The sequence below is a fragment of the Halalkalibacter suaedae genome (genome assembly GCF_017939705.1).
Taxonomy (GTDB): domain Bacteria; phylum Bacillota; class Bacilli; order Bacillales; family Bacillaceae_D; genus Halalkalibacter; species Halalkalibacter suaedae.
The window spans coordinates 249621-262242 of the sequence record NZ_JAGKSQ010000006.1; the positions used below are offsets into that span (position 1 = coordinate 249621).

At 40.5% G+C, this 12622-nt stretch carries 12 protein-coding genes and 1 riboswitch; of the genes, 1 reads left to right on the plus strand and 11 read right to left on the minus strand.

Going from position 1 to position 12622, the window contains the following annotated elements; translation table 11 throughout:
* Window positions 1-9: 9 nt before the first annotated feature.
* The 7 genes from J7W16_RS15665 to J7W16_RS15695 all read right to left on the minus strand — a co-directional run bounded on the left by J7W16_RS15665 (window position 10) and on the right by J7W16_RS15695 (window position 6134).
* Window positions 10-2193 (minus strand): ribonucleoside-diphosphate reductase subunit alpha, encoded by a 2184-nt coding sequence (locus J7W16_RS15665; protein ID WP_210598370.1) that lies wholly within the window; start codon window positions 2191-2193, stop codon window positions 10-12.
* A gap of 165 nt (window positions 2194-2358) precedes the next feature.
* Window positions 2359-2540, minus strand: a riboswitch (cobalamin riboswitch).
* A gap of 518 nt (window positions 2541-3058) precedes the next feature.
* A complete protein-coding gene (locus tag J7W16_RS15670; protein WP_210598371.1) occupies window positions 3059-3748 on the minus strand; it encodes a nuclease-related domain-containing protein in 690 nt (229 codons plus the stop codon).
* Window positions 3749-3906: 158 nt separating this feature from the next.
* Window positions 3907-4092, minus strand: a complete 186-nt coding sequence (locus J7W16_RS15675) for a hypothetical protein (protein ID WP_210598372.1) — start codon at window positions 4090-4092, stop codon at window positions 3907-3909.
* A 58-nt stretch (window positions 4093-4150) separates the two neighbouring features.
* Window positions 4151-4471 carry a YbjQ family protein gene (locus J7W16_RS15680; protein WP_210598373.1) on the minus strand — a complete coding sequence of 107 codons (321 nt, stop codon included), beginning with the start codon at window positions 4469-4471 and terminating at the stop codon, window positions 4151-4153.
* Complete coding sequence (locus J7W16_RS15685) at window positions 4452-4658, minus strand: hypothetical protein (protein WP_210598374.1); 207 nt, start codon at window positions 4656-4658, stop codon at window positions 4452-4454. Before J7W16_RS15685 ends, J7W16_RS15680 begins: the two co-directional genes overlap by 20 nt.
* Complete coding sequence (locus J7W16_RS15690; RefSeq protein WP_210598375.1) at window positions 4642-5589, minus strand: alpha/beta hydrolase; 948 nt, start codon at window positions 5587-5589, stop codon at window positions 4642-4644. The genes J7W16_RS15685 and J7W16_RS15690 overlap by 17 nt, the downstream gene beginning before the upstream one ends.
* Window positions 5586-6134 carry a helix-turn-helix domain-containing protein gene (locus J7W16_RS15695; protein ID WP_210598376.1) on the minus strand — a complete coding sequence of 183 codons (549 nt, stop codon included), beginning with the start codon at window positions 6132-6134 and terminating at the stop codon, window positions 5586-5588. Before J7W16_RS15695 ends, J7W16_RS15690 begins: the two co-directional genes overlap by 4 nt.
* 134 nt (window positions 6135-6268) lie before the next feature.
* Between J7W16_RS15695 and J7W16_RS15700 the strand changes: the two genes are divergently transcribed.
* Entirely contained in the window at window positions 6269-7507 is a 1239-nt protein-coding gene (locus tag J7W16_RS15700; RefSeq protein WP_210598377.1) for a PucR family transcriptional regulator, read from the plus strand.
* A 20-nt stretch (window positions 7508-7527) separates the two neighbouring features.
* Here the strand turns inward: J7W16_RS15700 and ade are convergent, their stop codons facing one another.
* From ade to J7W16_RS15720, 4 genes are all read right to left on the minus strand, one after another.
* Complete coding sequence (gene ade / locus J7W16_RS15705) at window positions 7528-9261, minus strand: adenine deaminase (protein ID WP_210598378.1); 1734 nt, start codon at window positions 9259-9261, stop codon at window positions 7528-7530.
* A 144-nt stretch (window positions 9262-9405) separates the two neighbouring features.
* On the minus strand, window positions 9406-9723 hold the full coding sequence (locus J7W16_RS15710; RefSeq protein ID WP_210598380.1) for a YerC/YecD family TrpR-related protein: 318 nt from the start codon (window positions 9721-9723) through the stop codon (window positions 9406-9408).
* A 29-nt stretch (window positions 9724-9752) separates the two neighbouring features.
* Window positions 9753-10796, minus strand: coding sequence for a DUF3048 domain-containing protein (locus J7W16_RS15715; protein ID WP_210598382.1), 1044 nt, complete (start codon window positions 10794-10796; stop codon window positions 9753-9755).
* 58 nt (window positions 10797-10854) lie between these two features.
* A complete protein-coding gene (locus tag J7W16_RS15720; protein ID WP_210598384.1) occupies window positions 10855-12594 on the minus strand; it encodes an adenine deaminase C-terminal domain-containing protein in 1740 nt (579 codons plus the stop codon).
* Window positions 12595-12622: the final 28 nt, after the last annotated feature.

Below are 12622 nucleotides of genomic sequence, written 5' to 3' on the forward strand. Positions count from 1 at the left end.
TCCACTTTTTTAGCTAGAACAACTTTCACAATCATCGACTGTTACAGATGTTGAGCGAACATAATAGGTTGTTTTAAGACCTTCCTGCCAAGCTAGTAAGTGCAACTCTAGCAATTCCTTTGCTTTTACGTTATTTGGTACATAAATATTAAATGAAATTCCTTGGTCGACATGACGCTGTCTTCGGCCATTTTGACGAATGCTCCATTTTTGATCGATTAGATGAGCCGGCTTATACAACCATGTCGTATTCGCATTTAAGTCTGGTGCAACTACTGGGATTCGGTAGTTTTTCTTTTCTTCCATATAAAGCTTCGAGAAAATTGGATCAATTGACGCAGTCGAGCCAGCAATAAGTGCTGTTGTCGCATTCGGAGCAACTGCAAGTAAGTAGCCATTTCGAACCCCATGCTCCTTCACTTCTTCTTGAAGCTCAGTCCACTTTGCTGATTCATACTTCCGCTTACTAAAGTAAGCTCCTGTTTCCCAATCTGATCCTTTAAACTTCGAATAAGTCCCTTTTTCCTTTGCAAGCTTCATGCTTGATTTAATTGCCGCATAATTGATCGCTTCATATACTCTTTCAACCTCTTCAACAGCCTCTTCAGATTCCCACTTGATTCCGTTAACAGCTAGATGATGATGCCAGCCGTAAGTGCCTCCGCCGATTGCTCGGTATGTCTTGTTAGTAAGCTCTGCTTGCTTAACATCAAGGCGATTAATATCGATTACATTATCTAGCATTCTAATTTGAATCTCGACAACTCTCTCTAGAACATCATCTTTTAACACATTAGCAATTGAAAGCGAGCTTAAATTACAAACAACATAATCTCCTGGTTTCTTTGTAATTTGAATGTTCCCATTATCCAAGACCTCTTCAGCAATTACCGTCGAGCTCATATTTTGCATGATTTCAGTACATAAGTTAGATCCGTAAATCATTCCGTTATGCGGATTCGGATTAAGTCGATTGACTGTATCACGGTAGAACATGTACGGTGTACCCGTTTCAAGCTGGGAAACCATGATTCGTTTCATAATTTCAATCGCTGGAACCTCAACCTTTGATAATGCTTCATTTTGTACACATTGCTCATAGCGCTCTCTGAATGAACCAGCACCTAGCTTCTCATCGTAAAAGTCCTCAAGCGAATAGCCCATCACCTGTCTGACCTCATGCGGATCGAATAAATACCATGATTCACGATTATCAACAGCCTCCATAAACACATCCGGAAGAGAAACAGCTGTAAATAAATCATGTGTCCGCTGGCGCTCGTCCCCGTTATTCAACTTAGCATCTAAGAAAGCAAATATATCCTTATGCCAGACATCAAGATAGACGGCAATCGCTCCTTGGCGTTGTCCAAGCTGATCAACACTTACAGCCACATTATTTAGTTGCTTCATCCAAGGAATAACACCCGAAGACACACCTTTGAAACCTCTAATAGTCGAACCCTTTGCTCGGATCTTTCCAAGATAGACACCAAGGCCCCCACCATTCTTACTAACCGTCGCAGCATCTGTACAACTATCAAAAATTGAACGTAGGTCATCCTCAACCGTATCAATAAAACAGCTAGATAATTGACCACCCTTTTTCCCAGCATTCGCTAATGTTGGAGTCGCAACAGTCATATAGAGATTGGACAACGCCCAGTAGCTTTCTTTCACAAGCTCGACTCTTTTCTCTACCGGCTCTTCAACCATCAGCATCATTGCGATAACCATCCAACGCTCCTGTGGCAACTCAAGTAATGCTCCGTCATAATGACGTGCCAAATAGCGATCAGCTAGTGTTTTAATTCCGATATATGTAAAACGCTTGTCCTGTGATAAATCTAGTGTTCTTGCTAATTCTTCTAGCTCTTGAAAAGAGTAGTTTAATAGCCGTGCATCATAGATACCGTCGTCAATTAGCTTTGCAACCCATGATGGAAACTCTTTAACAAGTAGGCTTGACCCTCTTACCTGTTCAACTTGCTCATATAATGACTGCAAATAGCATCTCGCTGCAACATAGGTCCAATCAGGTTGTTCAATATCTAATTCATTTAAAGCATCTAGTGCACGCTTTTCCCATGTATCTCCATCTTTCCATTTATTCATCCAATCAACCAAATTCAAATATGGAAAGTCATTCTCTAGTCGTTCTTTAAAGCTCATCTTTTCAAGGATTTGATTCATTTAGCTCTCTCCCTTTGTCTGAAAATAAAAACGCCCATTCTCTTGTTGAGTGAGAATGGACGTAAAACGGCGGGTGTATGTAACATGACATAGAAAAACATACGACTTAGTCGCAGCATCTCATAGTCTTCTGCCGTCTCACCTCTCACACCCCGAAGATAGTTGACTAAGGAATAAAAAACGGCAGGTCTCCTGACTCGTGCTTCTACCTACTTTGAGCCTTCCCATGTAAGACAATTACACAGTGGTTAACCTCATTTTGTCGCACTTACAGTTGCGGGGACAGTTCTGGTATTGCACCAGATTCCCTTTTAAGTCGAATTGACACCGATCATTCCGCAAAATCAATATATAGTTGTTTTTATTTTTAATAGTTACTGTATATGGTATATCGTACAGTCTCAATCATTGGAATGCAAGCACTATTTTTCGACATTCAGCTCTAAATCAGCTCCAAAAAACGGAGAAAATCCTCGTTACTAGCCGTTTTTTTGGCTTTACTGTCCGATTAAAATAGTTTACTAGCCAGATTATGTGAACTACTGTCGACGAGCTACTTTTTACCGCAAAATAGCCGACTTTGCAATGAATCTAGTGATAGATGGTACTGACGATTTCTGAATGATCCTGAATAGGAGAGATTAAGTGAAGCGAGCAATTTAGTAGTGCTCGATTGAGAGGAGACATGCAGATAATCACGACACTGTCGATTCGTTATAGTTGAGCCGTACAGGAGGAAATAATCAATTAGAGCAGATAGATGAGCATATCGTTGTGGCTGCTTACACTCATGACAAAACCAACTACCTTTTACCCTCGCAATCGGAAGCGAGAAACAAGTAGGACAATGGACCCCTGTCTGTAGTTAATTCGGATTAATCTGAAATTGGTTAAGCACATTCGGATTCGATTCAATATTATGTTTCATTAGGAGTTTGGTAAGTTTATTTACTTCATTCTTCGTTAGGATGGGGTCTTTATATATAGTAGAAAAGGAATGAATCATATCTGGAAGGGCCGCTGCATGGACAACCTTTTTAGCGAGGGTTGTTGGGTTGGAGGTTGCTTTAATTCTAGTTGAAGGTTGACTAATCACGACAAGAGAACTAATCGGAATCTGAGGATTTTTATACGTTTGTAACCACGTCTGCATTTGTACCTTCTGCCTTTGCAGTTGGAGAAGTGGATCTAGGTAAGAATCCTCTTGTTCACTTGTCACTCGAATTAACTGATTGAACTCTTGATCAAAAATAAGCGTACCTGAAATATTTTTGATCTCAAGTAAAACTAGGAATCGGTCAGAAATAAGTAAACTATCCATTTGAAAGAACGTATCCTTGATTCCAGCCAGTCTAACATTAAATAAAAATTGCCAGTTGTCCTCTTTTAGAAATTTCAACTGATAATCAACCGCTTGCTCCCCTCTGTACCCGGCGTAGTTTTTCGCTAGCTCATCTTCTAGCTTTTTTCGACTAGGATGAAATTGGGGCAATCTCCTTAATAGAGCTTCTAATTTAAGGATTTTGAGTGGAATATCTCTTGGCTTTTTAATCATATGATCAGATCTCCTTTCTATTGTATGTATTTCTAGCTGAATGTGTAGAAATCCTTTTTAGGGGAGGTGATTTACCGGCTGATTTAGTTGGTTTACTCGCCGCTGTTGGGTCCCTACTCGCCGATCTTGCTCCGGTTCTCGCCATCCCTCTAGCGACATCAGCTGGCTCTTCGTTTACTCTCTCTTTTGCCTTGTTTACTCGCCGCATCCGTGCCTTTACTCACCGATTTCTCTCCAGCACTCGCCACAACTCCAGCAACACCGGCTGGCTCTTCGTTTACTCCCTTTTTTGCCTTGTTTACTCGCCGCATCCATACCTTTACTCGCCGATTTCTCTCCATCACTCGCCACACGCCCCTCCCCACTGCCTCAACAAACAAAAAAACCTCTCATCCGAGAGGCTTACTTTTTCTCAATGACAACTGCTGTGCCATAAGTAATAATTTCAGCAGCGTTCGCCATCACGGTTGATGTTTGCATCCTCATCCCTATGATCGCATTGGCTCCTTTGGCCTTGGCTTCCTCTACCATTCGGTGCATAGCTAGCTTTCTAGCCTCTGTCATCATCTCATTGTAGCTTTTTATCTCACCACCAACGAGCCCCTTCAGACCAGCTGTTATATCACGTCCAATATGCTTTGTTTGAATCGTGCTGCCTTTGACATATCCTATCACCTCTGCCACCGCGTATCCGGCCACCTGCTCAGTAGTCACAATCATCATAGTCAATTTCCTCCTCTTTTTCTTTTCTTCGTTCTTTAATGAATAAAATGAACAAGATCAACGTCCCGACAAAGTGAATGACAAAGCTAACAATCGCAACGCTAGCATTTATAAATATAAAGACAAAGCCTACGAGCTGAGCCAACAAGATAAATGCGATTAATAGATATTTACTTCGTTCGGACATGATCACTTAACCACCGTTCAACTACTTCTAGAAACTCTTTTGATAATGGATTTCCACCTGCACCTTTGTAGACCTTTTTCAATTTCATAATATCCGCTTCTTCTTGTTGATCACGTAACATATGATTCATATTTGCAATGATTTTGGCATCTAGTTCACCTGAAAGATAGTCTCCCATCTCAAACACCTTTGCTGGATTTGACTGAACATCTTTTGCACCTGTTACAGCAAGAACTGGACAGTCAATCTCACGTAAGCTCTCATAGAAATCATGTTGGTAATGCTCTCGGAACCATTTTGCCGGTATTTTAATTCCTTGATGCCAAAGAATATCCTTCGATGTTGCTTCGACTTTTTTATCAAACGCCTTTCCTTGCTTCGCTGCTTTCTGGTCAATCTTAAATAGTCTAATGAGCTTCCCCTTGAATCCAGCTAACTCTTTTAAGCCGCTAACGATTTGCTCCCTCTGAAATTCTAGTGAATGTTGTAATGACTCTGCACTCGCAACAAAAAGAAAGCCGGCAATCTGTTCTCCCTCTCCTATTTTCGGAGCGAGCAGTCCACCTTCACTATGACCTAAAATGAATAGTTGATTTTCATCAACACACTCATGTTTCTTAAGCATCTCGACGGCACGCTTACCATCGTGAACCAAATCCCAGAAACCTGTATATGTTAGACGTCCCTCACTTTTCCCCGTTCCTCTTTTATCGTAGCGGAATGTCACGAAGCCTTTCTCTGTTAAATAAGCGGCAAGCTGATTGTAGAGGTCGAAGCGTTGTTTTCCTTTGCCATTCCCGTCGCGGTTTAGTGGACCAGAGCCACTTAAAATTAGTACAGTCGGCCTCGGTCCCTCACTGTTACCATCAGGAATCGTTAAACTACCAAAGAGAGCTGGTTCTGTTGAAAATTGAATTTCAAGTTCCTTCATTTTTTCTCCTCCGTTCCTTTTTGCGGGATAAAAATGGAAGCGATCGTACGAGCATGACGTTCTGGAGATGGTTCTAACTTCGAGAATTTTTGAAAAACAGTCGAAAGGGCTTCACCAAATTCCTGCATTTCCTCTCCTGATAAATGGAACGTTGTTTGCCAATATCCAAGACCGTCTTCTTTATATTGCTCAGGTTGATGATTCATGACATAGTTTTCGAATTCTTTTAACAAATTAGCCTGGTATGTCATAAAAAAGCGAAGATGCTCCTCTGGAGGTGTTCCATTGATATCTTCATCAGACAATGCAATATTTTCTTTTCGAACGGAATAAATCTTTTCAATTGTTCCTCTAATTTTATTTGTCTCAACCACTTCAATTAGGTCGGCTTCGGTTAATTGTTTTAAATGTCTATACATCGTTGCTTGCGGGACATCCTTTAATTCATCAATAAGCTGTTGAACCGTTAATCGTTGATGTGTAAGCAATGTTTGAATAATTCTCATTCGGATCGGGTGCAACATCATATCTGCCTTTTTCTTCATAACGACCCCTTCTCATTATTATCATTTTATATAATGATAATAATACTAAAAGAATAATATTGCAAGGGAGTGCGCTACATTTATTAAGCTATGCTATAGTAAAAGATAATCTAAGCTAGTAAAGGAGTCCCGCAATGAAGACAACTCCATTTGACCGCGTCTTTCATTCACTTGAGGACTTTGTTGACACGATCAGTGATACTCTAAGCTGTCCTGTGACATTGGAAGATGCCAATCACCAATTGCTTGCCTATAGTTCACATGATGATGAGACCGACGCTGCGAGAATCTCGACTATTATTGGACGCAGAGTTCCGGAGAAGGTCATTAATCGTTTTTGGCAGGAAGGGGTCATTCCAGCCCTGCACCAAAGTGATCAGCCTTTAGACATTCCAAGTATTACTGAACTAGGGCTCAGAAATCGTGTAGCGATTTCTATTCGTAAAAACCAAGAAATCCTTGGCTATATATGGGTTATTGAAGTGAAGAAAAAGCTAACTGCTGCTGATAAACAATTAATGAAAATCGCTGCAGATAAGGCAAAGAATTTACTGATGCAATTAACCCTCAAAAAGAAACACCGTGAACAGACGAATGAGCAATTACTATGGCAGCTAATTACAGAAAAACAGTCGCACCATACTATAGCTACATTATTTAAAGAAGCAGGCATTCCCCAAATACGAGCTTTGACGATTATGGTGATTTCTTTCCCTAAATTAGATGATAGCTTATATCGGAATGTAAAATACGTTGCAAAAACGACGAAGGATGTTCAGTTAGTCATCAATACAACGGATCGTAACCAGATTATTTTCTTATTATCACCACTTCTTGAGCATTCACCTGAACAAGCGTTACGTGAATTTAGTCGAACAATGCAGGAGCAAATGAAGGAACGGTTTGCTGTTAAAGATATGACTATAGGCTGTGGCTATCTGTATAATGATTACTCAAAATTAATTCAAAGCTACCAGGAAGCCCAAAAAGTGGTTCGTGCAAAAAAATGGCATCAGAGTGAGCTGACCTTCAATTATTTTCTACATGAATTAGGGATTTACCGTTATCTGGACATTATTCAACAGCATGCTGAACCTATTACTATCGAAAACCCTGTGCTTAAGAGTCTGCTGATATATGATACAAATAACAACACATCTCTATTTGAAACATTAGATGTCTTTCTCTCTAAAGACGGAAATGTCAATGAAACCTCGAAGGCATTACATATCCATGTCAATACATTAGCCTATCGTATGAAACGGATTCAAGAGATAACCGACATTCAGTTAAAAGACCCACTCCACCGTCTTGCCCTGTTATTTGAAATCAAACTAAGCACTCTCGCAAAAAAAGGCCTGCAGGATGAGTAGTCATCGTAGCAGGCTCTTCTTTATTCTTTTACGGCTACGTCAATATGGGAAAAGGATTGAACATCAAACAGACCCATATCGGTTAATTTTAATGATGGAATGACAGGGAGAGCGAGAAAGGACAATGTTAAAAACGGATTCCAATCTCCGTCAAATCCAATCTCAGTCAATGCATTCTCAAGCTCCTTCAACGAATCATTAATCTGCTCAAATGGTTCAAGAGACATTAATCCAGCAAGCGGCAATGACAAATCAGCCAACACCTTTCCCTCAGAGACAACAGCTATACCGCCTTTTAGTGAAGTGACATGGGCAATTGCTTTGAAAATACTCTCATCGTCCGTCCCACAAGCAACAATATTATGTGAATCGTGAGCAACAGTGGCAACAATTGCTCCATTTGTAATTGAAAATCCTTTGACAATCCCTATGCCAACATTCCCAAGCCCTTTATGTCGTTCGGTCACGACGAGCTTTAGCTGATCTCTAGTCACAGATGACATGAAAATCCCTTGATTTGTATCGACCTCTTCAATTAGATGTTCGGTCACAATAGAACCCGGCTTCACACCAATGACATGTGCCTTAGAGGCATGATCTAAATTAAGCTCAAGAGTAGCCTTCTCAATACTTAGATGAACACTGTCCATGAGATACTCTGGTGGTTGAATTCGCTCTCTAACTGGAATCGTTAGCTTACCATCCTTTGCAACACAACGGCCATCAACGTACACCTCTCGAATCGTTAGCTCATTTAAATCTTCAATCAAAACGAAACTTGCTTCATAGCCAGGTGCAATAGCCCCCTTATGTTCTAATCCAAAGCATTCTGCTGCATTTAAGCTTGCCATTTGGATCGCCTGAAGAGGATCGACACCAAGTCGAATCGCCTTTCGAACAGATGCATCAATACTACCTTCTTCAATTAAATCATCTAAATGCTTGTCATCTGTTGCGAAGACACAACGTCTGGCATTATGCGGTGTTAACACAGGCAATAATGCTTCCACATCCTTGGCGGCTGTTCCTTCACGCATTAATAAATACATTCCACTACGAATACGTTCAAGGCCTTCTTCGGCCGTTATCGCTTCATGATCATTTTGAATCCCCGCAACCCGGTAGGCATTCAAGCCCGTTCGGTCTAACCCTGCTGCGTGACCATCAATTTTTCTACCTCTTTTTTGGGCGGCATAGAGCTTTTCAATCATCTCATCATCTCCAGCAAAAACTGCGGGATAATCCATTACCTCAGCTAATCCATAAGCATCGGTTTCACCAAATAACTGTTCAACCTCACTAGCCTCTAGCCTTGCTCCACTGTTCTCAAATGCCGTCGCAGGCACAGAGGACGGCACCATGATTTTCACCGTTAAAGGTAGTTGTTCTGATGCTTTAATCATATATTTCACGGCTTCAATTCCACCTACATTGGCAATTTCATGAGGATCAGCCATGACTGTCGTAACACCTCTTGGAACAACAATTTTACTAAATTCCTCTGGTGGTACCATCGCTGATTCAATATGAACATGGCCATCAATAAATGTCGGTGCAATATACGCACCCTTTGCATCAATTACTGACTCTCCCTCGTATTCCCCAATCCCAACAATCATTCCATCAGTGATCGCAACATCTGCCTGGTACGTTGTTAATGTGAACACATCGACAATGATCGCATTCTTGATCACTATTTCAGCTCTATCTCTTTTCGTTGCTGCTGCAATTCTTTTTTTGAGCTTTTCTTGCATATGGCACCTCCTAGTCCGTTATTTATTCTACCTATTGTAGTATGAAATAACACGGAATGCACGATTCGGGAAAGATTTCCTGACAATGTGCAAAAAATAAAGTGCACCAGAGGTCTGCTATGACCTGTGATGCACTCCTATTCTTTATTCCTTCACTTCTTTCTCTTGCTCTTGCTCCTTGACTCGATCCAAAGTCATTTTATAGCCATCATTGCCATAGTTTAGACAACGCTTCACACGTGAAATCGTCGCTGTACTTGCACCTGTTTCGGTTTCGATCTTGTGATATGTAAAACCATTTTGAAGCATTCTTGCTACCTCTAAACGCTGAGCAAGAGATTGAATTTCATTAATCGTGCACAAATCATCAAAGAATTGATAACATTCCTCTAGATCTTTCAAGGATAGAATCGCATTAAATAATTGATCTAGCTCTTTTCCACGAAGTTTATCGATCTGCATCTTCTTCACATCCTTCTATCCACAATGACTTAATAAGTTACGCTTTGTTCCATACCCATCGGAACAATATTGACCCATGTTTGACCAGGTAACAATGGAATGACCTCTCCTTCAGAAACTGGAACCATGATTCCATCCCTGTTCTCCCATTCGATCTTTCTTGCTTTGCCATTTTGAAATAATAGAGCTTGACCACCTGAAGTTAAATCAATAGATCGTCTTCCCTCACTATCCAACACTTTATGTTCAGTTTCAATAACAAGAAGGTTCGATATTAGTTGTGGTTCACCTGTCTCATAATCAACAGTAGGTTCGTTTCCATTTGCTCTTGTATAGAGGCCAAGCTGATCATCAAAATCATACGTTAAAATATGATTATTTGAGTACCTAAGCGTAATATTCTTTCCTTCATCGCCGGCTAATTGTGCTGGATCTCCATCATAGAAAGACAGTTCAGGGACTTCGCCATTTAACTCGTAGCCTTCTAACTCAACCCCTTTAAAAATATTCTCTGGTGAGATATAGGAATTGTGTGGGGCGACTCTGTCGGAGGATCTTTTAAATAAGTATCCATCATAGACCATACCACTAATATAGTCTAATTCCCCCAGTACTGTTAAACGATGCTTAGCCTCTGGACTCCAGCCATGGTTAACAAAGATACTGTTGTAGCCCTTTAATAAGTCAATATGATACGTTCTTGAGCTTCGAACAGGACCAATCCGTTCAGGAAGTGTACTATGATATAAGGCAATAAAACGAGTAATCGTTCCTTCTGCAAGCATCTCATATACAATATCAGCTTCAATCAGACCAGATTGTGGCCGTGCTGCAGGATCATTGTTGATTGATACACCGATGACCCTTCTTTCAAGCTCTTCATCGGTTGCCATACCCGTAAGAGGAAATACAGAAGAAGGAGGGATAATTTCCTCCTGCTCCTCTTCCTCTATTTCTATTGGTTCTACTATTGGTTCATTTGATTCACTTTGTTCTGCTTCCTCTGTAGTTGAACACCCGGTTATGGTCAGTCCTCCAGCAAGAAGAACAGTGAGTAGGAATGTTGACTTCATATATTGACACAACCTTTTTCATTTACTACTATATGACTTTTTCTTAATCTTTTCTAGTTTAACGCATAATCGCAGGAAAGAGTATCGTTTTCTTCTTCACATCATAAATTCCTTTTTGGGTGACACGAATATATGGAAGATGGGTGGCTGAGAAAAATAATAAGCTATAAATCGGGTCTTCATGCTTGTAGCCTCTTACTCTTAGTTGCTGAACTAATGCTGCTTCCTCTTTCATTAATTCGTGCATCGGTTTTTTTGAACAAATGCCTAATAGCTCAAGCGGAACTCTGCCGATAACCTCACCATGCTCAGCTAATGCCATTCCGCCCCCCTGCTCCTTTAAGGCACGAAATGCAGTAATCATATCAGAGATGTTCTTTCCAATAAGAATGATATCACCCGTTATTGTATAAGAACTAGCAAAGCCTAACACATGGGTCGCAAAGCCTTTTAATAATGTTGAAATATGCCACTTGCCTTTCTTATCAATCATCACAAAGAAACTCTCATCATGCTCTGTACTCAAATGTCGATCTGATGCTTCTATCGGGATCTGATATGGCTTCAGAATAACAGAATTGACCATTTCGATTCCCATCGGCATTGAAAAATGCAGTTGATCCTCTGTTAAGTCCCAATCTAATTGGAATGAATCAAACCCATACTTCTCCCAAGGAAAGCTCTCAAATCCTTCGCATACGTTTTGATTACGAACAATCCACTGTCCCTTTGCAAGTACAGAGATCGGTGTAGGTTTGTCAATGTCTTCAAGAATATTCAAATGAGCAATTCTGCCTGGAGCGATCATTCCTAGCTTTTGATCAAGCTGATAATAGTTAGCGACATTGTAGCTTGCCATTGCATACGCATCAATTGGATCGATTCCGCTTTCAATTGCAATACCTATTAGTTTATCCATAAATCCATCTTCATAAAATGAAGGAGGTGATCCATCTGTTGTCATTAAGCAACGGTCAAAGTGATCGACACCTAATTCTTGCATTTCTTTAAGAATTTTTGCTAAATCAGGGCGAATCGATGAATGACGTAACGAGGTCACATACCCCATATCAAGTCTTCTAACAGCTTCCTCTCCGCTCATTGCTTCATGATCTGAAGTCACTCCTAGCAAGGCCATTTTCGCAAGTGTCTTTTCAGATGCTCCCGGTAGATGACCCTCAATCGGCTTTCTGAGTCTTGTTGTTTCCTGCATCCAATGTAAGATTGAATCATCACCATTCAAAACTTTTGGCCAAGAAGTCAGTTCCCCCCCTTGAACAACTAATGGGTGATCAAGCCATTCCTTCATCTTAGAATTCGAAAAAGGTTCCTCTGACTGAAGCTCGGTTTGTGAGTCATAGCGAGCCCACCAGTACATTGAAGTTGGCAGTTCATCAAGTGCCTCAATTATAGTAAGCGCTTTCTTTTTTTGAAGTTGCAAAAAAAATAATAAATTATCATTCATCAGTGTTGTCGTTCCCCTTGTCGATGCATACTTAGCAAAGCTATGGGGATTATATAATTGGAAAGGGTGTGCATGGTGTTCAATATAGCCTGGTACAACCTTTACATTTTCACAGTTAACCACTTCAGTATCAGTAACCATTGCTGGCATTTCTTGACCGACATAAACAATTCTGTCATCTGAAATCCAGATATTAGCCTTTAACCATTTACGACGAGCAAAGTTAAGATACGTGGCGTTTTGCAATACAAGAGAAGGTGCGCGTTCTCCTTTAATTACATCAAGGTGTTGACGTAATCGCTGTTTTGTCCAACGATATAAACGTTCTGGCATCTGTCATCACTACTTTCGTTTTTCCTTA